Genomic DNA, 23,595 nt, shown 5'->3' with positions numbered 1-23,595 from the left:
TACCCGGAATGATGAAGTCAATACTGCCTACATACGTTAGGCGACTTACTTAGTCATCGTATCTGGAAAGCTTGAGGAGTGATTACCTTGCCATTTTACCGCAATCATCCTTTTAACGGGGCTATTGGATAATAAGACCAGTCTATAGTTATTGGGTAATTTTTCGACTACCTGTGCAGATTTAAAAAGTGATAACTTTCTCTTTCCATTCAGATATTTATCAGAAAAAAAGCCATTTTCATTATCCATATCCATACTACTTACATAGTCTTCATTTATCCTCAAACTAAAAAAGCCATCTTCTCGATAACAAATCTCACCTCGTGTGTAAATATCAAGAGGAATATCTAATTCAGGCTCATTGATAACCATTACCGCTTCAAATTTATCGTTATGAACAATGGTTTCCATGTATTCTTTCGCTAGACGTTCACCATCCATTGTCACATAAAAAGTGGTCGCATTTACCAGAGCATTTCTCTCCGCTCTTAAACTCAGTAAAATAGAGAAAACCATTAAACAAAGAGCACCAATAAGAAAGTAAAAGCCTTTATTTTTAATGTACATAGCTGCTTAGCTCCAGTTTAACCATACCAACGAGACTTTCATGGGATTGAGGGCCATCAAGCATCACGACAAGATTAGTCGGTGGTGCAAGAGGTTTAAGTATGACAATTGATAGGGTCTCATCTGAATGCGCTAAGATAAGTCGTGATAACTTACCTTGAGCCACTTTTTCCTTAATCAGCGGTGCTAAGCTTCTAGCAACGGTCTGCGCTTCTTGCTCACTTTTGCAGTAAATAGTCATATTCTCAGAGGAGTACATTTTGGCTAAGTGTAACCAACCAGAATAGTCAGGCTCCCTCTGAGTTAAATAAAATGGAAAGATCACGGCAACAACCACAAAAAAGCAACCTATGGCCATGTAAATGTGATTACGATTAAATTTGAAATGATTTTGGTCAGGTATTGTGACTTTTGGATTTGCAACCTTGGAGCATTGTTCTTCAATCTTGATGCTTTCCAAAGTTTCAGTGTCTGGAGCAGGCGCGTCAACCAAAGGTATGGTTTCCATTTCCAATCCATCATCAACCTTTCCTTGAAGTGAAACAGCATCGCTCTCCAGTTTATAGCCAATTTTTGCGACAGTTTTTAGATGTTTCTGTGTTTTGCCATCATCTTCAATGAGATTTCGAATCGTGCTGATAGATTGAGTAAGCGACCCCTCCGAGACATGCTTTCCAGGCCAAGCCCTTGTCAGCAACTCTTCTTTAGTGGTGATCTTTCCTGCATTCTCACAAAGCATCAGGATAACTAAATGATCATGGTAACCAATACGCTTTTCTTCAGATGTCGTCAAATCAGTAACTAACGGGTGATCAGGATGTATTAATATATTTTTGATTTTGTACATGAATAAACCTTAGAGTTACAGTTTACGTTCTTGTTTTATGGGGAAATTTTTGTAACATAAGATTCCATATTAAAAACATTAAAAACTCTATGAAATTAAAAACCTTAAATAAGATCAGATTGGCGGTGTAAAATTGCGATTCACTTCTCAAAATCATTAGCAGACTTAAAAAATAAGAATCTGAAAATTATATAAATCTCATAAAGATTTTATATATAAAAATAGCAAAAATGAACGGTTTCCATCTTTATCACACTGGTACTCCCTCTTTCTGATACATAGCAGATTAAAGGGTAGGAAAAAACATCTCCTACATTTATGAAACAGAATTTATCATTATGCAACCTTCTGCTCCATAACGTTAACACGGTTGAGCGCTAAATGCATCGAGACCTCCTCTCCTTGAGCGAGCAAAGCTGTTTCTTCTGCTAATGAACATTCATGAAAGCTTTCAATTCCCGATTGATTCATCCGGTTTCATCACATACGCGTATAATTTTTAGGTTGGGTGTACAAAACCACATCGTTCTTCTGTTGTTATTGAGGTCACAAAACACGATAATATCGGGATCGGATTTTAAGAACGTAATAATTATGACCGAATATATTTTGTTGTTGGTCGGCACTGTGCTGGTAAACAACTTTGTACTGGTGAAGTTTTTGGGCTTGTGTCCATTCATGGGCGTGTCTAAAAAGCTGGAAACAGCAATTGGTATGGGCTTAGCGACAACTTTTGTGCTAACGCTTGCCTCTGTGTGCGCATACTTAGTGGAAAGCTATGTTTTACGCCCGCTAGGAATCGAATATCTACGAACCATGAGTTTTATCTTAGTGATCGCGGTTGTCGTGCAGTTCACAGAAATGGTTGTTCATAAAACCAGCCCGACACTCTACCGTCTGCTGGGCATTTTCTTACCATTGATCACAACGAACTGTGCGGTCTTAGGTGTTGCTCTGCTTAACATCAATGAGAACCACAATTTTATCGAATCGATCATTTACGGTTTTGGTGCAGCCGTTGGCTTCTCTCTAGTACTGATTTTATTTGCTTCAATGCGTGAACGTATCGCAGCGGCTGACGTGCCTGTGCCATTTAAAGGAGCGTCAATTGCGATGATCACTGCTGGCCTTATGTCTCTCGCCTTTATGGGCTTTACAGGCTTGGTAAAATAAATCATGAGTACGATTTTAATAGCGATTTTCGCCCTAGCCGCACTTGCTGCCGTATTCGGTGCAGTACTTGGCTTCGCATCGATTCGATTCAAAGTGGAAGCAGATCCGATTGTCGATCAGATAGATTCGATTCTTCCTCAAACTCAGTGTGGTCAGTGTGGCTACCCAGGTTGTCGTCCATACGCAGAAGCGATTGCTAACGGCGATCAGATCAACAAGTGCCCTCCGGGTGGGCAAGCTGCCATTGAAAAACTGGCAGATTTAATGGGGGTTGAAGTCGAAGAGTCGGCACACGATCTCGACAACAAGGTAAAAACCGTTGCCTTCATTCACGAAGACATGTGTATCGGCTGTACCAAGTGTATTCAAGCTTGTCCGGTAGATGCGATTGTCGGTGGCACCAAAGCCCTTCATACTGTTATCAAGGACGAATGCACGGGGTGTGATTTATGTGTGTCACCTTGTCCTACTGATTGTATTGAGATGATTCCTGTGGAAACGACCACAGAGAGCTGGAAGTGGAAACTCAACGCCATTCCAGTGGTTAACATTACGGATGCTGCCAACGCAGCGAACGTGACTGATTCAATTAAATAAGGTTTCGTATGTTGTCTTTGATTGAACAAATTCGTACTGGTTCGCTATGGGATTTCCCAGGTGGCGTGCATCCGGCAGAAAACAAGAAACAATCCAACAAAACTGAATTGGTTCATGCCGCCATTCCGTCGGAAATCGTCCTACCTCTGAAACAGCACATAGGCAAAGCGGGTAATCTTTTGATTGCGGTTGGCGACACCGTATTGAAAGGTCAGCAACTGACGGCTTCAGACAGTGGTTTTACCGTTCCTATTCATGCACCAACCTCTGGTCAAGTCATTGCTATCGAGCCACGAACCGTTGCTCACCCCTCGGGTTTAAGCGAGCTGTGCGCAGTGATTGCACCTGATGGTAGCGACTCTTGGGGTAATAAAACGCCAGTGGCTGACTACACCCAAGAGACCGCTGATACCTTAATAGATGTGATCCGCCTCGCGGGTGTTTCTGGCATGGGGGGCGCAGGCTTCCCGACGGCAAAGAAAATCCAATCTGGTCTTGCGCGTACTGAAATTCTCATTGTCAACGCGGCAGAGTGCGAACCTTACATTACGGCCGATGACAAACTGATGCAAGAGCATGCCGACGAACTGATCCAAGGCATTGAGATCGTTGAGCATATTCTTAAACCTAAATTAACCATCATTGGTATTGAAGATAACAAACCGGCGGCTATCAAGGCTTTGGAACAAGCAGCGATAAAAAAAGATATCGTGATCCGCGTTATCCCAACCAAGTATCCTTCTGGTGGTGAGAAGCAGCTCATCAAGATTTTGACCAACAAAGAAGTGCCAAGTGGTTCTATTCCCGCAGATATTGGTATCTTGGTACAAAACGTGGGCTCTTTATATTCGATTAAGCGTGCGGTGATCGACGGCGAGCCTATGGTAAATCGCATAGTGACGCTAACGGGAAAAACCTTCAAGCAACCGCGTAACGTTTGGACGCTACTTGGTACACCAGTTCAGGCGCTGTTGGACGAGTTCGGCTACAAAGCTGATAAAAAGCTGCAACGTCTAATCATGGGCGGACCAATGATGGGCTTTACCCTCCCCCACACCCAAGTTCCCATCACTAAAACCGCCAACTGTATTCTGGCACCAAAACGCCGCGAGATAGCTTCTGACCAATATGAAATGGAATGTATCCGTTGCAGCCAGTGCGCGGAGGCTTGCCCTGCCTCACTATTGCCGCAGCAGCTTCAGTGGTACTCGAAAAGCCAAGAATACGAAAAGCTGGAAGAGCTCAACCTAAAAGATTGCATTGAATGTGGCGCATGTGCGTTTGTGTGTCCAAGTGAGATCCCACTGGTTCAATATTACCGTCAAGCAAAAGCCGAAATCCGTACTCGTGCTCAAGAAACGGCAGCAGCTGAACGAGCTAAGCTGCGGTTTGAAGAAAAGAAAGCGCGCATGGAGCGCGAAAAATTGGAACGCGAGAATCGCTTTAAGAAAGCCGCAGATGATCGTCGCAAAGACATGAAAGCCTCTGGCGGTGACGATGCAATTGCCGCCGCAATTGCTCGCGTGAAAGCCCAAAAAGAAAATACCGAGGCGAAAGTAGAACCCGCATTGAAACCAGCAGTCGCCGCTGCGATTGCCAAAGCAAAAGCCAAACAGGCCGCGGCGGCTCAATCAGGTGCAGGTGAGCCTGATAACTCAGAAATGGCAAAGCTACGTGAAGAACGTAAACGCCTTGCTCGTGAACGCAAAGCGCAAAAAGAACACGACGACACGCCCACGGTCAATGCTGATGATAAAAAATCAGCGGTTGCTGCTGCCATTGCCAGAGCTAAGGCGAAGAAAGCTCAGCAGGAAAATGATGCAACACCTGTTGAGGCCGGTGATAAGCAAGCAGCCGTCGCGGCTGCTATCGCCAGAGCTAAGGCGAAAAAAGCACAACAAGAAGATTCAACCGAAGCTGTAGAGTCAGAAATGTCTCCGCAGCAAGTCGGCGATCCGAAGAAGGCCGCGGTCGCTGCTGCCATTGCTCGCGCTAAAGCACGTAAAGCTCAGCAAGAGGAACCCGCAGCAGCAGAAGCGCCTTCTGAAGAGCCAGAAATGGATCCGAAGAAAACCGCTGTCGCTGCTGCTATTGCTCGCGCTAAAGCACGTAAAGCTCAGCAAGAGACGCAAGTTGACCCCGCAGCAGCAGAAACACCCTCTGAAGAGCCAGAAATGGACCCGAAGAAAGCCGCGGTCGCTGCTGCTATTGCTCGCGCTAAAGCACGTAAAGCTCAGCAAGAGACGCAAGCTGAACCTGCAGCAGCAGAAACACCTTCTGAAGAGCAGGAAATGGATCCGAAGAAAGCCGCCGTCGCTGCTGCCATTGCTCGCGCTAAAGCACGTAAAGCTCAGCAAGAGACGCAAGTTGATCCCATAGCAGCAGAAGCGCCTTCTGAAGAGCCAGAAATGGATCCGAAGAAAGCCGCCGTCGCTGCTGCTATTGCTCGCGCTAAAGCTCGAAAGGCTCAACAAGAGACGCAAGTTGAACCCGCAGCAGCAGAAACACCTTCTGAAGAACCAGAAATGGATCCGAAGAAAGCCGCCGTCGCTGCTGCCATTGCTCGCGCTAAAGCTCGAAAGGTTCAGCAAGAGGCGCAAGCTGAGCCCGCAGCAGCAGAAGCGCCCTCTGAAAAGCCAGAAATGGATCCGAAGAAGGCCGCGGTCGCAGCTGCTATTGCTCGCGCTAAAGCTCGAAAGGCTCAGCAAGAAGAGAATAAGAATAATACTGAGGAGAGCAAGTAATGTCGTTTTTTATTGCCAGTTCACCACATGCTCATAGCCGTCGCAGCACACCAGATTTGATGAAGTGGGTAGCCCTGTGCGCCATTCCTGGCTTAGTAGCCCAAACCTATTTCTTCGGTTGGGGCACCATTATTCAACTCGTGTTCGCAATTGCGGTCGCAATGTCACTTGAAGCATTGGTTATGCTTGTTCGTAAACGCTCGCCAAGACGTGCACTACGAGATAACAGTGCCATTGTCACCGCGTGGCTATTAGCTGTGGCAATCCCACCATGGTCACCTTGGTGGATCATGCTCATCGGTTTGATTTTTGCTATTGTCATCGCGAAGCACTTGTACGGTGGTATTGGCCAAAATCTATTTAACCCTGCGATGGTCGCATACGTTGTATTACTCATCTCCTTCCCTGTACAAATGACAAGCTGGAGTGCGCCTACTTCATTAATGTCCGACCACGTAAATTTTGCAGACGTGTTGTCTCTGGTTTTCACAGGCTATGACTTTGATGGTTTGTCGCTACAGCAAGTTCGTGCTGGTGTAGATGGCGTCACAATGGCGACCCCATTAGATGCATTCAAAACTGGTATTCACAGTGGTGCTACGCCAAGTGAGGTATTTTCACAGCCGATATTTTCTGGTCTTGCTGGAATTGGTTGGCAATGGGTCAACCTCGCCTATTTAGCGGGCGGCCTAGTGATGATTAAGAAACGCATCATCCAGTGGTACATTCCTGCTGGTTTCCTTGGCAGCTTAGTACTATTTAGCACCGTGTTTAGCCTGCTCGCTCCGGGAGAAACTGCGTCACCTATCTTTAATCTGCTCTCGGGTGCAACCATGTTGGGCGCGTTCTTTATCGCAACCGACCCAGTTTCCGCATCTACCACTGTAAAAGGTCGTCTGATTTTTGGTGCTCTGATCGGTGCGCTGGTATTTGTTATCCGGAGTTGGGGTGGCTTCCCAGACGGTGTCGCGTTCGCCGTTCTGCTTGCCAATATGTGCGTACCCTTGATTGACTACTACACCAAACCAAGAACTTACGGTCACTGAGGTAAACATGTTAACCGCGATTAGAAAAAATGGTCTCTCATTGGCGATCTTCGCCTGTGCCACGACTGGTCTTGTGGCACTGACTCAGTTCCTAACGAAAGATCAAATTAGGTTTCAGGAACAAAAGCAATTATTGTCAGTTCTTAACCAAGTCATTCCGGAAGATATGCATGACAACAATCTTGTTGCGGCATGTACCATGGTGAAAGCATCCGACTTAGGTACAGTTAGCTCGATGCCAACTTACCTTGCCACCAAAAACGGCCGGCCTACTGCCATGGCGATTGAATCCATCGCACCAGATGGCTATAACGGTGAAATCAAAATCATCACAGGCATCGATAACCAAGGAAAGATCCTTGGTACCCGTATCCTAAGCCATCAAGAAACGCCGGGGTTGGGTGATAAAATTAATCTACGCGTGACGGATTGGATCCTGAACTTCACAGGCAAAGAAGTGACGGAGAGTAACTGGAATTCCTGGCGCGTACGAAAAGATGGTGGCGATTTCGATCAGTTCACTGGTGCAACCATTACGCCTAGAGCAGTAGTGAAAGCAGTCAGAAATACAGTAAACTACGTTAACAAGTCTCGTGATGAGATTCTGAATCAGCCCCTAGATTGTTCAGGAGGCAACCATGAATGAAAATAAACAGCTAATGAAAAACGGCATGTGGAGTAACAACCCAGCCCTAGTACAACTCCTAGGATTGTGCCCTTTGCTTGCGGTTTCCTCTACCATTACTAATGCGCTGGGTCTAGGTATCGCTACTCTGTTGGTGCTTATCGGCTCAAATGTGACTGTTTCTTTGTTCCGAAACCACGTACCAAAAGAAATTCGTATTCCGGTTTTCGTCATGATCATTGCCGCTTTAGTAACTTGTGTTCAACTATTGATGAACGCTTACGCCTACGGTCTATACCTATCTCTTGGTATCTTCATTCCACTGATTGTCACTAACTGTATTATCATCGGCCGGGCAGAAGCTTACGCGTCAAAAAATGACCCACTACCCGCTGCCTTAGATGGTTTCTGGATGGGGCTTGGTATGACGACTGTATTGGTTGTACTTGGTGCCATGCGCGAGTTGATTGGCAATGGCACGCTGTTTGATGGCGCGGATCTGCTATTGGGTGATTGGGCTTCAGCACTGCGTATTCAAGTTTTCCACTTCGATAACAGCTTCCTACTCGCAATGTTACCGCCGGGGGCCTTCATCGGCGTCGGGCTTTTGATTGCATTGAAAAATGTCATCGACAGCTCAATTCAGGCTCGTCAGCCGAAAGAGGAAAAACCGACGATTGAACGCGCTCGCGTAACGAATACATAATATTAAAGAATTATAAAATCAAAGCCCTACCACACGCATGGGCTTTTTCATAAACCGCAAAGACGGGTTTGGAAGTCAGCAATGAACAAAGTCAAAAGAATTGAAATTCTCGAGCGACTAAGAGAGAACAACCCCAACCCTCAAACGGAGCTTAACTGGAGCACACCGTTTGAGTTACTAATCGCCGTTCTGCTCTCTGCGCAGGCTACAGACGTAAGTGTGAACAAAGCAACAGATAAGCTTTACCCTGTTGCAAACACGCCACAAGATATTCTTAATTTGGGTGTCGATGGTTTAAAGAAATACATCAAAACCATCGGTCTATTTAACTCGAAAGCAGAAAACACCATTAAGACTTGCAAGCTCTTGCTAGAAAAGCACAACGGAGAAGTGCCCGAAGATCGCGCTGCGCTTGAAGCCTTACCAGGTGTCGGCCGTAAAACGGCTAACGTGGTACTGAATACCGCATTTGGTTGGCCAACCATTGCGGTAGATACGCACATCTATCGAGTGTCCAACCGTACAAAGTTTGCAATGGGTAAAACCGTTGACGACGTAGAAGAGAAACTTCTCAAAGTAGTACCAAAAGAGTTTAAGCTTGATGTACACCACTGGTTAATCCTTCATGGGCGGTATACTTGTGTGGCAAGAAAACCTCGCTGCGGTAGCTGTATTATCGAAGACCTGTGTGAGTTTAAAGAAAAAATATACCCAGAAGAATAACCCCATCTGAAACCATCGCTAGGAGCAAATAATGTCAAACGGTCGAATTCTTCACACCATGCTGCGCGTGGGTGATCTAGACAAATCAATCAAGTTCTACACTGAAGTCATGGGCATGCAACTGCTTCGTACCAATGAAAACAAAGAATACAAATACACTCTGGCTTTCCTAGGCTACGGTGATGAATCACAAGGTGCCGTGATTGAGTTAACGTATAATTGGGGTACAACCGAGTACGACCTTGGCTCTGCATTTGGCCACATCGCAATCGGCGTAGATGATATCTACTCAACGTGCGATGCAATCAAAGCCGCTGGCGGTAACGTGACACGCGAAGCGGGCCCAGTTAAAGGCGGAACGACTCATATTGCTTTCGTAAAAGACCCAAACGGTTACATGATTGAACTGATTCAAAATAAGCAAGCATCAGCGGGACTAGAGGGCTAACTAAGCCTCTCCTACTGAAATTCGCTATTATTCATAGGCCGGTCAATTACTGGCCTATCTTTTATTAATAAATTACTTTACTTGATAATGGTTATCGTTTAGATTCACATTCAAAATAGACATGTGGATAACAATAATGATCAGTGAATGGGAAAGACACACGCTTCTAGCCGATACAGCACTTCAACTAGATGACCCTGTTCGCAGTATTCTTCATTACCAGCAAGCCCTTAGCCTGAGTGAAGATATTAGTGAATGTGTGGAGATTGAAGCCGACGAACGATTATTGATTTCGGTGATCTCATGCCATAACATCGCCCAATTTTGGCGCTGGGCAGGCGATACAGATTATGAACTTAAATATCTTCAACTCGCCTCTGAGAAAGTGCTTACGCTGATCCCTCAATGCCCAAATAAAAATTGCGCAAGCTTTATAGATTCGATCGGCTGCTGTACTAAAGCCTTAATTGATTTCATGAAACGCCACCCAAACCCAATCATTGCTCAACAAGTCGAAAAAATAGACACCGCAACCAATTGCGAAATCATCGCTAAGTTCCGTTTAAACTAAACGAGTGAGATGCCTCAAGCGGCAAGTAACACAAATAAACAACCTCAAACACAGACAAAAACGCTAGAGCAATACCAAGCTCTAGCGCATACCTCTTTTTACTCTGATCTGCTGACGACTGCTGTGTTAGGTATTAAAACTGAGTACGCCCCAGTGAAATGACCACGCGACGGTTCTTATCTTTACCAATTGGTGAGCCATTATCGGCAATTGGGCGACGTTTACCATAGCCCTGTACTTGAATGCGATCTTCTGACAAGCCCAAAGATTCAAAGTAAGTGCGTAATGACTCTGCTCGACGTTCAGATAAATTTTGACTCGTGCTCTTACCATCAGTCGAATCCGTGTAAGTCGAAACCAACACCAAATCGATGTCTTGGTTATGGCGAACGTAGTCAGCAATTTGTGCTAAACGTTTCTTCGAGGTTTTGGTTAACTGGTCACCTTGGCGTTCATAGTGAAGAATCGTAAAGGCTATATCTTCGAAACTATACTTGAGCAAACCAGCAATACAGGTGCTAAAGGCATTGTATTTATGTCGGAATAACACCGAGGATAATGCGACTTCGATACGCGAATCCCTGCTTTGCCAGTCTTGGTAGCTAAATGTCGGATAACGCCCCTTTTCTAGCTCGGAGAGAATACCCCACGCGGTTTGCCCGCCAACATAACCATCGAACTGTTTGAAGAATTTAAGGTTAGTGATACGATCAGCATTCTCACCCGGACGCCAAGATGGTGGCATAGAAATCAAACTGACATCACGCGTTTCGCCCATAGGACGAAGCATCTTCAATTCAAAATCCAGATTTATCTTTTTACTTGCATGAGACGAAAACACCGCATCACCAAACCCAGGGATGGGATGCACAAGCCGACACTCCAGCGGCGTATTAATCACCATCTCCCACTGTGATTGCTGCGGAGTGGCAGCGTAGCGCTTAGCCATTGACGCAAAACTGTTTGCGCTGAGTAATAACGTCACGACACCACTGGTTATTAGCCATCTATTCATCTAGGTACTTCTCTCAAGCGGCAGTCTATTGCCGCTTATTTGAATCAATTGAAAACATCTAAACAATGCAAAAAGCCCGCCAACATCGAATTGACCTGAGTAGCTAAGGTGTTAGCATTCACTTTGATAGCCCTGTAACAAGTTAGAGTTTATCGCGATGAACAACAGATCCAAATGAACCTAGTTTTCTGTGACCACCTCGCCTGACTGATGGAAAACGGAATTTTATATTTCTCCCAAATTGCGGTTTTTCTCATCGATAGAATCTGCAATAATGCAGCCTTAGACACACAAAAATAAGCCAACATGACAATAGAAAATGAAGCTCTAACCCTGAAAAAGCGTTTTCGTGGTTATTTTCCAGTGGTAGTTGACGTTGAGACCGCAGGTTTCAATGCTCAAACTGATGCACTTTTAGAAATCTGTGCCGTTACTCTTAGCATGGATGATACTGGTAATCTGCATCCTGCTTCGACCATTCATTTTCATATCGAACCGTTCGAAGGCGCAAATTTAGAGAAAGAGGCGCTTGAGTTCAATGGTATCCGCGACCCTTTCAGTCCTCTTCGCGGTGCAATATCAGAACAAGAAGCTCTCAAAGAAATCTATAAACTGATCCGAAAAGAGCAAAAAGCAGCAGACTGTTCACGTGCCATCATGGTGGCACATAATGCCGCTTTCGACTTAAGTTTTGTTAATGCAGCCAATGAGCGCTGCAAACTCAAAAGAGTCCCTTTCCATCCATTTGCCACTTTTGATACCGCAACATTAAGTGGGCTCGCTTATGGTCAAACTGTTCTCGCTAAAGCATGTAAAGCTGCAGGGATGGAATTCGACAATCGTGAAGCGCATTCTGCCCTTTACGATACACAACAAACTGCAGAATTATTCTGTGGCATCGTCAACAAATGGAAGGCCCTAGGCGGTTGGCCGCTTGTCGACGAAAAATAATAAATAAACACAACATATTAGGAAAAGTATGAATCCTGTCGTTATATCTGTGTGCGTCATGCTTGTTTTAGCATTGATGCGCGTAAACGTGGTGGTTGCCCTCACGTTTAGTGCCATCGTTGGCGGCCTTGTCGCTGGCATGAGCCTTGGGGATACAGTTACCGCATTTGAGAGTGGCCTAGGTGGCGGTGCAACTATCGCGCTAAGCTACGCCATGTTAGGCACTTTCGCTGTTGCGATTTCTCGCTCTGGCATCACTGACCTTCTGGCCAAAAGTGTCATTAAGCGTCTAAATGGTAAAGAAAATTCTGCGTCGACTACGGGGCTGAAATACGCAGTATTGGTTGCTCTAGTTCTTGTTACCATGTCATCTCAAAACGTGATCCCGGTGCATATCGCCTTCATTCCGATTTTAATTCCACCTCTTTTGGGCGTATTCGCTAAGTTGAAGCTGGACCGTCGCTTGGTTGCTTGTGTGTTGACCTTTGGTTTAATTACTCCGTACATGATTCTACCAATCGGCTTTGGTGGTATCTTTCTAAACAACATTCTATTGAAGAACTTGCATGAAAATGGTCTGACCGATGTTGTCGCAAGCCAAGTTCCGACTGCAATGCTATTGCCTGGTGCTGGTATGTTATTTGGTCTTCTTACGGCAATCTTCTTTAGCTACCGTAAACCTCGCGAATACAAAGAAACGGAGCTGACCGTAGTTCAAGAATCCGAAGCAAAACTGAATAAAAAGCACATCCTGGTTGCTGGCCTAGGTATTATCGCAGCGTTAAGCGTTCAGCTTTATACTGGCTCGATGATCATCGGTGCATTAGCGGGCTTTATGGTGTTTACTTTCGGTGGCGTTATCGCGTGGAAAGAGACGCACGATGTGTTCACTAAAGGTGTTCACATGATGGCAATGATTGGCTTCATCATGATTGCAGCGGCAGGTTTTGCAGCAGTAATGAAGCAAACTGGCGGTGTTGAAACGCTAGTACAATCGCTAACAACCAGCATCGGTGACAACAAGCCTCTTGCAGCACTATTAATGCTAATCGTTGGACTGTTGGTAACAATGGGCATAGGTTCTTCTTTCTCTACGATTCCTATCCTAGCTACCATCTATGTGCCACTAGCGCTAGCATTTGGCTTCTCACCTATGGCGACGGTTGCACTGGTAGGGACTGCGGCGGCACTAGGTGATGCGGGTTCCCCTGCTTCTGACTCAACCTTAGGCCCAACATCGGGTCTCAACGCAGATGGTCAACATGAGCACATTTGGGAAACCGTTGTACCAACCTTCATCCACTACAACATTCCGCTGATCATCTTCGGTTGGATTGCTGCAATGGTACTTTAATTGCGCCGTTAACTGGATACTAGTCATGACGAAAAGGCCGCTCAATGAGCGGCTTTTTATTGTCTGGTTGTCAGAAAGTCGGTTTCAAGTTACTGCGCAGGCATGTTATCGATAATACGCTCGCGAATAAGCTTCAATGTATTTTCTGTTGACTCATAATCGACTTCAATCGGGAAGTAAGCATCGTTAATTTGCAGTACCAAACTCGGGTAAGAATTAACGCCTAAGCTCTTAGCAAGACTCAGTTGGTCTTGGAAAACACCTTCCAGCAAAGTGCCATCCATATCGTTCTTAAACTGCTGAACGTTTAAACCGATCTCTCGTGCTAGTTGCAAGTGTGTTGCTTCTTCATGAGGTGGCATCGCACGTAAGTAGTAAGCATGTTGAATCGCTTCGAGCATCTGCTCATAAGAATCTTGGAAACCTGCGGCGATAACAGCACGACAAGATTGATAAGTGCTGCGCACTGGCGTACACAACATCCAAAAGTCGTAGTTAAACTTGGTGCCAAGCTGACTCTCAATTTGCTTCCAAATCTGCTCTATTTTTTGCTGCATTTCCGGCGGCATCGGCAGATTAGTATCTGGCGCAAGCCCACCCAAAACGTATTCGAATTGAATCACACCCGGTAGTTGCTGCTTCAATTTTTCGATGGTTGGTTTGTAGCCCCAACACCAGCTGCACATTGGATCGTGTACGTAATAAAGCTTCAAGTTCATTCCAATAACCTAAAAAAGAAAAAGGAGCCAATGCGGCTCCTCTCTATTCTATCGCCAATTGTAAGTATTTACGAATTACTCGGCGTCACCATCAACACGTGCTGCAGCTTCTTTGATAAGCGGCTGAAGTTCACCTTTTTGGAACATTTCCAAAATGATGTCACAACCACCAATCAGCTCGCCTTCAACCCACAGTTGTGGGAATGTTGGCCATTGAGCGTATATAGGTAGCTCAGCGCGAATGTCTGGATTTTGCAGAATGTCTACGTAAGCGAACTTCTCGCCACAAGCCATCAGAGCTTGTGAGGCTTGAGAAGAAAAACCACAGCTAGGCAGTTTCGGTGAACCTTTCATGTACAGCAAGATTGTGTTTTCAGAGATCTGCTGTTTGATTTTATCGATAGTTTCCATCGCTTCCTCATTCATGGATTTGAACTTTAGTTATTGCCACATTCTACTCAATAACCACAGAATATAAACCATATAATTATTAAGTTTTTTAACGTTTCTTATCTTAAAATATTTTCATATCGGGGTTTTAATAAAGTAAAAACTTGCTAAAATACTCATCAAGTCAGTAGTAGTGACTACATATAAATAAAAACACTGGAAGCAATCGAAAGGTAACCCTTTCATATATATGGAGAATCGAGCAATGGCATTTGAACTACCAGCTCTTCCTTACGCAAAAGACGCACTAGAACCACACATCTCTGCAGAAACACTAGAGTTCCACCACGGTAAACACCACAACACTTATGTTGTTAAGCTAAATGGTCTTATCCCTGGCACTGAATTTGAAGGCAAAACACTGGAAGAAATCATCAAGACTTCTACTGGTGGCGTATTCAACAACGCAGCACAGATCTGGAATCACACGTTCTACTGGCACTGTCTTGCGCCAAAAGCAGGCGGCGAGCCAACTGGTGCTGTCGCTGAAGCAATCAATACCGCATTTGGTTCTTTCGATGAATTCAAGGCGAAATTTACTGATTCAGCAATCAACAACTTTGGCTCTTCTTGGACTTGGTTGGTGAAGAAAGCCGACGGTTCTCTAGACATCGTTAACACTTCTAACGCTGCAACTCCTTTAACAGAAGAAGGGGTTACTCCACTTCTCACTGTTGACCTATGGGAACACGCTTACTACATTGATTTCCGCAATGTTCGCCCTAACTACATGGCTGCATTCTGGAGCCTAGTAAACTGGGACTTCGTAGCTGAGAACCTAGCGAAGTAATCCACTTCCCCATAAGTTTTTTTATACTAAAGCCCGCGTCAATGCGGGCTTTTTTTTGCTTACCTGACTTATTTCTTCAATTAATTCCCTCTTTTTCCTTAAGTTCTTAGTTTTGGTGCCGTTAAAAGTGCATCAACCGAGGAATATCATGCAAATCCATACTTTAGACAAAGCAGCAATCATCAATGAACTTCAGTTCGGTAATGGTATCAATCATGCCGTACACGAAGGTCGACGTGCTGATTTCTCGCTCATTCTGTCTATGTTCTCGAATGATGTTCGTGATGTTATCCCGGTTGAAGAAGTACAGGAGGTCGTCACCAGTGACGATATCCTTCGCCAACAATTTGGCTTGTCTCAACCTCAGGCACTTTGCTCAAATAGCAGCAGCTATGAACTCGCTGCGGAACAAGCGAAACAGTTCCATAACTCAGGCCTCCCATCGGCAAAGTTAAGCCATTACCTAAAACCCGATGCATTAACATACCTCCCTGAAGATACCTTCAAATTGCCAGAAGAGGTTTATCACAACCTTTCGGGGCATGAACGTCGCAGCCTGGGCGAACGTAATAAGCAATTAATTCCTGATGCAGGCTTATACAATCAGTTGGTCTCAGCCCAGCGTAAATATCAAATTCAATTACAAGCTTAACGTACTTGTTTTTGCGCTGACATTTACATCTGCAGCACGTAAGAAATGTGATTCCTTACAAATTCCTAGATAATAATTACGGCTTATCGGCGTTACTTTGAAGCTTTTCACACAGGGCTAGAAGAAACTCATCCATGCTGTTAGTGCCAACCACTTATGTATCCTTTAACACAAGATATGACAGCGAAGGTGCTATGGATATCAAAGAGTCAATTATTCTCGTCACGTCCGCAGGCTCGGCCCTGGGTAGTACTTGCTCTAGCCATTTTGCCCACCTTGGTGCAACGCTGGTGCTCTGCGACCAGAACCCCCAATCCTTGAAGGCGAGTTACGAGCAGATCAGCGCTTTCTCCGACAAGGTTTATGCAATAAATGTCTTCAGTGATAACACGACATCTATTAACCTGCTATTTGATCAAATTGAATCACAACTCGGGGCGACACCCGACGTTATCGTAAATTGTTGGACCAGCTCTCCAATGCCAAGTTTAATGTCCCCTGAGCCGATGAGTACCTATATTAATCAGATTGCTTCTGCGGCTCGTTTCCTCTTCACCTACGGACAAGTCGGTGCTGAATGGTTTCGTGCCAGAGAAAAGAAAGGCGTGATCGTGAATGTCATCTCCCATGACGATCATAAGGATCTGACGGGGGTAGAGAGCATGACGGCTTTGGTAGCTGGCTTTACACACAGCTGGGCGAAAGAGCTGACACCGTTCAATATTCGTGTGGGTGGCGTTATTCCATCGTTGAACCACTCCACTGAGGATGTAGACAAACGACAATGGGCACAGATTCAAGATGAGCTGGTTAGAAATACCGCTTACATCGTCACTAATGATTACTTTAGCGGGAGAGTCGTGACCGCCGAAGTCTGAACAAGTCGTCTGCCCAAAATTTCCTACCAAACAGAACTGCTCTAAATTTGAAAATCATAAAAAAGCCTCAGTCTTTCGACTGAGGCTTGAGTTTACCCTATTGCAGCTCTGCGCTAACGAGAGCCTACCTTATAACTAACGTCGTGCTTATACACTCGCTTTTTCTTTCTTTGCTTTTGGCGTCGCTTCTTTCGTTGTTTTGTTTGCTTCTTTCGCTAATTGGTCTGCTTTCTTCTTAATAACGGTCGTGCCTTCGAAAGTTTCACCTTCCACGAAGGCTTTGCCGTAGTAAGAAGCCATTAGAACTTCTTTTATTTCTGTGATTAAAGGATAACGTGGGTTAGCCGCCGTACACTGATCATCAAACGCTTCAACAGCCAGTTCGTCGAGTTTCGTTACGAAGTCAGCTTCCGAAACACCTGCTGCTTGGATAGACATTGGGATGTCTAGGTCACCTTTCAGCTCATCAAGCCATGCGAGTAGACGTTCAATTTTCTGGGCAGTACGGTCACCTTCTTGGCTTAGGCCTAGGTGGTCAGCAACTTCAGCGTAACGACGACGCGCTTGTGGACGGTCGTATTGAGAAAACGCCGTTTGTTTAGTTGGGTTGTCGTTCGCGTTATAACGTACAACATTCGAAATCAGTAGTGCGTTCGCTAAACCGTGAGGTAGGTGGAACTCAGCACCAATCTTATGCGCCATAGAGTGACAGACACCTAGGAATGCGTTAGCAAACGCGATACCAGCGATCGTTGCCGCGTTGTGCACTTTCTCACGAGCGATTGGGTCGTTTGCGCCGTTCGCGTAGCTTGAAGGTAGGTACTCTTTAAGCATCTTAAGTGCTTGTAGAGCTTGACCGTCTGAGTACTCGTTCGCAAGAACAGATACGTAAGCTTCTAGAGCGTGAGTTACTGCATCGTAACCACCGAATGCTGTAAGAGACTTAGGCATGTTCATGACTAGGTTAGCATCAACGATAGCCATGTTTGGCGTGATTTCGTAGTCAGCTAATGGGTACTTAGCACCAGTCTTGTCATCTGTAACAACCGCGAATGGCGTCACTTCGGAACCCGTACCAGAAGTAGTAGTGATACAGACAAGCTCAGCTTTCTTACCCATTTTAGGGAACTTGTAGATACGTTTACGGATGTCCATAAAGCGCATTGCTAGTTCTTCGAAGTGAGTTTCTGGGTGCTCGTACATTACCCACATGATTTTAGCAGCGTCCATTGGAGAACCACCACCTAGAGCTAGGATTACGTCAGGTTGGAAGCTCTTCATCGCTTCTGCACCTTTCTCAACAACAGATAGTGTTGGATCCGCTTCTACGTCGAAGAATGTTTGAACTTCGATGCCTTGCTCTTTAAGCAGTTTAACTACTTCATCAGCGTAACCGTTGTTGAATAGGAAACGGTCAGTGACTAGGAATGCGCGTTTCTTACCTTCTAGGTCGCTCATTGCGATTGGAAGGCTACCACGACGGAAGTAAATAGACTTGGGTAGTTTGTGCCACAACATGTTTTCAGCTCGCTTAGCTACAGTTTTCTTGTTGATAAGGTGCTTAGGGCCTACGTTTTCAGAGATAGAGTTACCCCCCCAAGAACCACAACCTAGAGTGAGAGAAGGTGCTACGTTGAAGTTGTAAAGGTCACCAATACCACCATGAGTAGTCGGGATGTTTACAAGAATACGTGCAGTCTTCATCTTGTCACCAAAGTAACGAATACGATCTGCGTTGACGTCTTGGTTAGTGTAAAGGCCAGATGTATGACCGATACCGCCGATTTCAACCATAGTTACCGCTTGAGCAACGGCGTCTTCGAAGTCGTCCGCACGGAATAAACCTAGAGTTGGCGATAACTTCTCGTGAGCAAACTCATCATCGACCGAGACCTTACCTAGACCTTCACCTACCAAAACCTTAGTGTCAGCAGGCACTTTGACGCCTGCCATTTCAGCGATTGCCGGCGCTGGTTGACCGACAATTTTCGCATTTAGCGCGCCATCGATAAGCAGCACTTTACGTACTTTCTCTGCGTCAGCTTTAGATAAAACATGCGCCTTGTGGGAAGCGAAGCGCTCTTTCACTTCGTCATACACTTCACTCACTACGATGGCTGCTTGCTCTGAAGCACATACTACACCGTTATCAAAAGTCTTAGACATTAAGATAGACGCTACGGCACGTTTGATATCGGCGGTTTCATCGATAACGACAGGAACGTTACCTGCACCTACACCGATTGCAGGCTTACCAGAAGAGTAAGCGGCTTTAACCATGCCTGGACCACCAGTTGCAAGGATAAGGGCGATGCCGTCGTGTTTCATTAGAGCGTTAGAAAGCTCTACAGATGGTTGGTCGATCCAACCGATAATGTCTTTTGGAGCGCCAGCTGCTACTGCTGCGTCCAGAACGAGTTTCGCGGCATCATTCGTTGAATTCTTCGCACGTGGGTGTGGCGAGAAGATGATGCCGTTACGAGTTTTTAGAGAGATTAGAGATTTGAAAATTGCAGTAGAAGTCGGGTTGGTCGTCGGGACAATGCCACAGATAATACCTACAGGCTCTGCAATTGTCATGGTGCCTAGGTTGTCATCTTCTTCCAGGATGCCGCATGTTTTTTCGTCTTTGTATTTGTTGTAGATAAATTCAGAGGCGAAGTGGTTTTTTATTACCTTATCTTCAACAATACCCATTCCGGACTCAGCAACTGCTTGTTGTGCTAGTGGAATACGAGCATGGTTAGCTGCAAGTGAAGCGGCACGAAAAATAGCATCTACTTTCTCTTGAGAAAATGTTGCGAACTCTTCTTGCGCTGCTTTAACGCGTGCTACTAGAGCATCTAGTTCAGCTAAGTTAGTTACAGGCATGGTGGATCTCCTAAAATAATAAATGTTAAAAACTTTTTAGTAAGGCTATTGTTTTTCGTTTCTTCTGCTAATCAGCGACTTATCTAATAACCACCTTAGTAAATTGCTTTCAGTACTGAGTATAATATTTCAGAGTATGAAAGAAATTGACTTAGATCAGGTCTCACTGCTGAAATACCACTAAAGTAGTGCACCCTCACAAAAGTCAACATAAGCAACTGAAAAAAATGAAATTTAATTCAAAATGACAATATCAATTAAACATAACCGTGAAATAAAAACTAAAACAAACGCAAACAACCTGTAAAAAAGTTTCATTATTACCAAACAAAATTACATACAAGCCCAAACACGATAGCAATTGCATGCATATTGAGTATGTCTTGCTTCTCTACAAACCACCTTTCTTTGTAAGAAAAATGTGCGAGTGTTAACACTTATAGGAAGCAATACGAATTTACCCGTATTTTACGTAACACTTAGCCTTCAGATTTGTTACATTCCCCACAGTGATTAGTTTTTCTCACAAATACCAGCCCAAACACGTTAGTTTTTTTCATTTCTTTCTCGCAGTCTTTTGCCTTACATTACCGCCTAAAATGATCCTCTCCTTTTAACTATTGTGAACGTTTACGAGTAAGCCACATGCAAACTTTAGAGTTAGCTATTTTCCTACAGTTTTTCTTAGGTTTGGTCGCAGCAGTAAACCCTGTTGGTATCATGCCTGTGTTCGTTTCCTTAACCGGACATATGACACAAGAGGAAAAAAATAAAACCGCAACGACAGCAAACGTCGCGGTCGCCGTGATATTGGTAATTTCTCTTTTAGCTGGCCAGCTATTACTAGATATGTTCAGTATTTCTTTGGATTCATTCCGTGTTGCTGGCGGCTTGCTCCTTTTGAGTATCGCATTTTCAATGATGAGCGGTAAGCTAGGTGAAGATAAGCAGAACAAACAAGAAAAGACAGAATCCGTAAGCCGTGAACAATTTGGCGTAGTGCCGCTTGCAATGCCTTTGATGGCAGGTCCTGGAGCAATCAGCTCAACCATCGTTTATGGAGCGCGCTATCCGACGGCACTCGACACCGTAGGTATCAGCGTAACTATAATGCTGTTTTGTTTCTGCTCTTGGCTGTTGTTCCGCTCTGCGCCTTTGATCGTGCGCTTCCTTGGTCAAACAGGCATCAACGTCATCACCCGTATTATGGGTTTGATCCTTGGAGCCCTAGGGATCGAGTTCATCGCAAACGGCCTCAGAAACCTATTCCCAGGCTTGGCCTAAACTTGTAAATTTCTGGTATGATGTTGCAATTCGTTTAATTTTTACGCTGACAATGCAACATCATGCCTCGCAAGTCTATTAAGCATCATTTATACGTCATCATCTTCGGTACACACACTCGTGCTGGGCGCATCTTCGATATTGCGCTAATCGTCGCGATCATTTCGTCTTTACTAATCTTCATCTTAGAATCGTTGCCATCAGTCATGACCGAGTGGTCACGTCAACTGCGTTACATTGAGTACACCTTCACTGCCATATTCACTGTCGAATATCTGCTAAGACTGTATTGCTCTCCAAAACCCAAGTCTTACGCCACCAGCTTTTATGGTGTGGTCGATTTGTTGGCCATCCTGCCTACCTATCTAGCAATATTTTTCCCTGGCGCATCTTTTTTAGGCGTGGTGAGGCTACTGCGTGTGATGCGTATCTTCCGTATCTTGAAGCTGGTTCGCTACCTGCAAGATTCTAATATTTTGTTGCGCTCGCTTTTGATGGCACGCCGTAAAATTCTTATTTTCTTTAGCACAGTCGGTATTTTGGTGACCATTTTTGGTGCACTGATCTTTGTCATTGAGGGTCCGCACAACGGCTTCACCAGTATCCCTAAAAGTATCTACTGGGCGATAGTAACGATTACCACTGTTGGTTATGGTGATATGGTGCCCCAGACTCACTTAGGGAAGGCCATCGCATCATTAACTATGCTGCTCGGTTATTCGATACTTGCCGTACCAACCGGCATCATTACCGCAGAACTGAGTAACGAGATGAACGCGCACAAGCAATTAGTCAAGTGCCCAAACTGTAACCGCTCTGGCCATGATTCCGATGCGATGCACTGTAAACATTGCGGTAGCGAGTTAGCGGAGCCTGATCATCGCGTTGTGAGCGCGGATGAGGAAGAATAGAATCGGGAATCGGGAATCGGGAATCGGCGATATTTTGTTTTTCTGGGGATAGATTCTATCAACGCGTTTAGAACCTAGTTTCTTTCGCTTGCCTTCCAACGAAGCGCTTCCGATTATTGGAGCGTAGCATTCTGAACGCCCTTGTATGCCAACTCCACGATCAAAAAAGCCGATGTTTCACATCGGCTTTTGCATAGCTTTCGGCTTTTACCAAGCAAAGCATTCCCGAAGGACGAAATCCCTTCGCGCTGCTCAAGGCGCGGCGTTCACTCTTTTATGCTTTTTCAGCAAGAATGATTCGTAGAGTGCGACGTAATGGTTCTGCGGCACCCCATAACAACTGGTCGCCAACTGTGAACGCATTTAGGAAATCGTCGCCCATTGCCATCTTACGCAGGCGGCCGACAGGAATAGAAAGCGTGCCTGTTACTTTAGCGGGTGTGAGCTCTTGCGCCGTAATATCACGATCATTTGGAATCACTTTCACCCAATCGTTGTGCGTCGCGATGATTTCTTCAATCTCATCCATTGGCACGTTTTGTTTGAGCTTAATCGTCAATGCTTGAGAGTGACAACGCATTGCACCAATACGAACACATGTACCATCAATTGGCACTGGTGAATCTTGGAAACCAAGGATCTTGTTCGCTTCTACACCTGCTTTCCATTCTTCCTTGCTCTGACCGTTGTCACGTTTAACGTCGATCCAAGGAATCAAAGAGCCCGCTAGCGGCACACCAAACTTATCGGTTGGGAATGAAGAGCTGCGCATTGTATCCGCAACTTTTTTATCGATATCCAGAATAGAACTTGCTGGGTTTGCCAATTCAGAGCTTACAGAGTCGTTGATTACGCCCATTTGGGAGATCAGCTCACGCATGTTTTGTGCACCTGCACCGGAAGCCGCTTGGTACGTCATCGCACTTGTCCACTCAACCAAACCTTTCTCAAACAAACCGCCGAGCCCCATAAGCATCAAGCTCACCGTGCAGTTACCACCAACAAAGGTGTTCGTGCCGCTATGAATGCCTTGTTGAATTTGGGCTAAGTTCACAGGATCCAGAGTAATGATGGAATCATCTGCCATGCGCAGTGTAGAAGCCGCATCAATCCAGTAGCCTTTCCATCCCGCTTGGCGAAGTGCTGGATAAACTTTCCCCGTATAATCTCCGCCTTGGCATGTAATGATAGCATCGAGCTGCTTTAGGCTATCAATATCAAACGCATCTTGAAGCAGGCCCGCATCTTTGCCAACCTGATTGTTCACAAATAGAGGCGCAGGAATCCCCACTTGAGACGTACTGTAGAAAACTGGCTCTATTAGATCAAAGTCTTGTTCTTCTGCCATACGCTGCATCAGGACCGAACCAACCATACCACGCCAGCCAACTAAACCAACTCTCATCACATTAACTCTCCATGTATATTTAAAACTTTATCCATAGTTCAATTTCTGACACAAAATCTCAAGAACTAATTTGCAAATAAACGCAACTTTTTTAACGTTTACCGTGCTTTTTCTGATCCAAATTTTGCTCTTGTTTTTTCTTCTTGTTTAATCCCTCACCCCTTACTGATAAAGCGTTCACTCCATGATGGCAGGCCTTACCAACTAGTGACACACAACATAATGAACACACGAAAATCACATTAAACAAACATTTCAAACCATT

The 23,595-nt window shown here is 45.0% G+C and carries 24 protein-coding genes; 16 read left to right on the top strand and 8 right to left on the bottom strand.

The features are described from left to right. Positions 1–45 precede the first annotated feature (45 nt). The 3 genes from AND4_RS13255 to AND4_RS20545 form a co-directional block, all read right to left on the bottom strand. Positions 46–567, bottom strand: a complete 522-nt coding sequence (locus AND4_RS13255; RefSeq protein ID WP_009843487.1) for a hypothetical protein — start codon at positions 565–567, stop codon at positions 46–48. Beyond that, complete coding sequence (locus AND4_RS13250; RefSeq protein WP_009843486.1) at positions 557–1,414, bottom strand: winged helix-turn-helix domain-containing protein; 858 nt, start codon at positions 1,412–1,414, stop codon at positions 557–559. Before AND4_RS13250 ends, AND4_RS13255 begins: the two co-directional genes overlap by 11 nt. A gap of 336 nt (positions 1,415–1,750) precedes the next feature. After that, a complete protein-coding gene (locus AND4_RS20545) occupies positions 1,751–1,885 on the bottom strand; it encodes a hypothetical protein (RefSeq protein ID WP_009843485.1) in 135 nt (44 codons plus the stop codon). 123 nt (positions 1,886–2,008) lie between these two features. Between AND4_RS20545 and rsxA the strand changes: the two genes are divergently transcribed. From rsxA to AND4_RS13205, 9 genes are all read left to right on the top strand, one after another. Continuing rightward, positions 2,009–2,587 (top strand): electron transport complex subunit RsxA, encoded by a 579-nt coding sequence (rsxA, locus tag AND4_RS13245; RefSeq protein WP_005425202.1) that lies wholly within the window; start codon positions 2,009–2,011, stop codon positions 2,585–2,587. Between the two features lie 3 nt (positions 2,588–2,590). Next, positions 2,591–3,184 (top strand): electron transport complex subunit RsxB, encoded by a 594-nt coding sequence (gene rsxB, locus AND4_RS13240; protein ID WP_009843484.1) that lies wholly within the window; start codon positions 2,591–2,593, stop codon positions 3,182–3,184. An 8-nt stretch (positions 3,185–3,192) separates the two neighbouring features. Then, positions 3,193–5,928, top strand: coding sequence for an electron transport complex subunit RsxC (gene rsxC, locus AND4_RS13235; RefSeq protein WP_009843483.1), 2,736 nt, complete (start codon positions 3,193–3,195; stop codon positions 5,926–5,928). Beyond that, positions 5,928–6,974, top strand: a complete 1,047-nt coding sequence (gene rsxD, locus AND4_RS13230) for an electron transport complex subunit RsxD (protein ID WP_009843482.1) — start codon at positions 5,928–5,930, stop codon at positions 6,972–6,974. Before rsxC ends, rsxD begins: the two co-directional genes overlap by 1 nt. A gap of 7 nt (positions 6,975–6,981) precedes the next feature. Next, complete coding sequence (gene rsxG / locus AND4_RS13225) at positions 6,982–7,620, top strand: electron transport complex subunit RsxG (protein WP_009843481.1); 639 nt, start codon at positions 6,982–6,984, stop codon at positions 7,618–7,620. Further along, positions 7,613–8,305 (top strand): electron transport complex subunit E, encoded by a 693-nt coding sequence (locus AND4_RS13220; RefSeq protein ID WP_009843480.1) that lies wholly within the window; start codon positions 7,613–7,615, stop codon positions 8,303–8,305. The genes rsxG and AND4_RS13220 overlap by 8 nt, the downstream gene beginning before the upstream one ends. Positions 8,306–8,386: 81 nt before the next feature. Next, the gene (nth, locus tag AND4_RS13215) at positions 8,387–9,028 is read left to right on the top strand and encodes an endonuclease III (protein WP_009843479.1); all 642 of its coding nucleotides are present in this window, start codon (positions 8,387–8,389) and stop codon (positions 9,026–9,028) included. A 31-nt stretch (positions 9,029–9,059) separates the two neighbouring features. Continuing rightward, complete coding sequence (gene gloA / locus AND4_RS13210) at positions 9,060–9,476, top strand: lactoylglutathione lyase (RefSeq protein ID WP_009843478.1); 417 nt, start codon at positions 9,060–9,062, stop codon at positions 9,474–9,476. A gap of 136 nt (positions 9,477–9,612) precedes the next feature. After that, on the top strand, positions 9,613–10,047 hold the full coding sequence (locus AND4_RS13205; RefSeq protein ID WP_009843477.1) for a DUF2753 domain-containing protein: 435 nt from the start codon (positions 9,613–9,615) through the stop codon (positions 10,045–10,047). 133 nt (positions 10,048–10,180) lie between these two features. Here the strand turns inward: AND4_RS13205 and AND4_RS13200 are convergent, their stop codons facing one another. After that, positions 10,181–11,062 carry an OmpA family protein gene (locus tag AND4_RS13200; RefSeq protein ID WP_009843475.1) on the bottom strand — a complete coding sequence of 294 codons (882 nt, stop codon included), beginning with the start codon at positions 11,060–11,062 and terminating at the stop codon, positions 10,181–10,183. A gap of 306 nt (positions 11,063–11,368) precedes the next feature. Between AND4_RS13200 and rnt the strand changes: the two genes are divergently transcribed. After that, complete coding sequence (gene rnt, locus AND4_RS13195) at positions 11,369–12,013, top strand: ribonuclease T (protein WP_009843474.1); 645 nt, start codon at positions 11,369–11,371, stop codon at positions 12,011–12,013. 28 nt (positions 12,014–12,041) lie between these two features. Further along, on the top strand, positions 12,042–13,367 hold the full coding sequence (locus AND4_RS13190) for a Na+/H+ antiporter family protein (protein ID WP_009843473.1): 1,326 nt from the start codon (positions 12,042–12,044) through the stop codon (positions 13,365–13,367). Positions 13,368–13,456: 89 nt separating this feature from the next. On the opposite strand, the gene AND4_RS13185 is transcribed toward AND4_RS13190, so the two are convergent. Both AND4_RS13185 and AND4_RS13180 read right to left on the bottom strand, forming a co-directional pair. Then, on the bottom strand, positions 13,457–14,086 hold the full coding sequence (locus AND4_RS13185) for a DsbA family protein (protein WP_009843472.1): 630 nt from the start codon (positions 14,084–14,086) through the stop codon (positions 13,457–13,459). Positions 14,087–14,161: 75 nt separating this feature from the next. After that, positions 14,162–14,497, bottom strand: a complete 336-nt coding sequence (locus AND4_RS13180) for a Grx4 family monothiol glutaredoxin (protein WP_009843471.1) — start codon at positions 14,495–14,497, stop codon at positions 14,162–14,164. A 244-nt stretch (positions 14,498–14,741) separates the two neighbouring features. Between AND4_RS13180 and sodB the strand changes: the two genes are divergently transcribed. The 3 genes from sodB to AND4_RS13165 all read left to right on the top strand — a co-directional run bounded on the left by sodB (position 14,742) and on the right by AND4_RS13165 (position 16,856). Then, positions 14,742–15,326, top strand: coding sequence for a superoxide dismutase [Fe] (sodB, locus tag AND4_RS13175; protein ID WP_009843470.1), 585 nt, complete (start codon positions 14,742–14,744; stop codon positions 15,324–15,326). Positions 15,327–15,474: 148 nt separating this feature from the next. Continuing rightward, entirely contained in the window at positions 15,475–15,978 is a 504-nt protein-coding gene (locus AND4_RS13170) for a VC2046/SO_2500 family protein (protein WP_009843469.1), read from the top strand. 194 nt (positions 15,979–16,172) lie between these two features. Next, positions 16,173–16,856, top strand: a complete 684-nt coding sequence (locus AND4_RS13165) for an SDR family oxidoreductase (protein WP_083796291.1) — start codon at positions 16,173–16,175, stop codon at positions 16,854–16,856. Between the two features lie 147 nt (positions 16,857–17,003). On the opposite strand, the gene adhE is transcribed toward AND4_RS13165, so the two are convergent. After that, the gene (gene adhE / locus AND4_RS13160) at positions 17,004–19,727 is read right to left on the bottom strand and encodes a bifunctional acetaldehyde-CoA/alcohol dehydrogenase (RefSeq protein WP_009843467.1); all 2,724 of its coding nucleotides are present in this window, start codon (positions 19,725–19,727) and stop codon (positions 17,004–17,006) included. Between the two features lie 645 nt (positions 19,728–20,372). Between adhE and AND4_RS13155 the strand changes: the two genes are divergently transcribed. Then, positions 20,373–21,011 (top strand): YchE family NAAT transporter, encoded by a 639-nt coding sequence (locus AND4_RS13155; RefSeq protein WP_009843466.1) that lies wholly within the window; start codon positions 20,373–20,375, stop codon positions 21,009–21,011. Between the two features lie 62 nt (positions 21,012–21,073). Next, complete coding sequence (locus AND4_RS13150; protein ID WP_009843465.1) at positions 21,074–21,922, top strand: ion transporter; 849 nt, start codon at positions 21,074–21,076, stop codon at positions 21,920–21,922. Positions 21,923–22,196: 274 nt separating this feature from the next. Here the strand turns inward: AND4_RS13150 and asd are convergent, their stop codons facing one another. After that, positions 22,197–23,327, bottom strand: coding sequence for an aspartate-semialdehyde dehydrogenase (asd, locus tag AND4_RS13145; RefSeq protein WP_009843464.1), 1,131 nt, complete (start codon positions 23,325–23,327; stop codon positions 22,197–22,199). Between the last annotated feature and the right edge of the window lie 268 nt (positions 23,328–23,595).

The sequence above is a fragment of the Vibrio sp. AND4 genome, assembly GCF_000171815.1.
In the GTDB taxonomy this organism is placed as follows: Bacteria; Pseudomonadota; Gammaproteobacteria; order Enterobacterales; family Vibrionaceae; genus Vibrio.
This window is presented reverse-complemented; position numbering and strand designations above follow the sequence as displayed.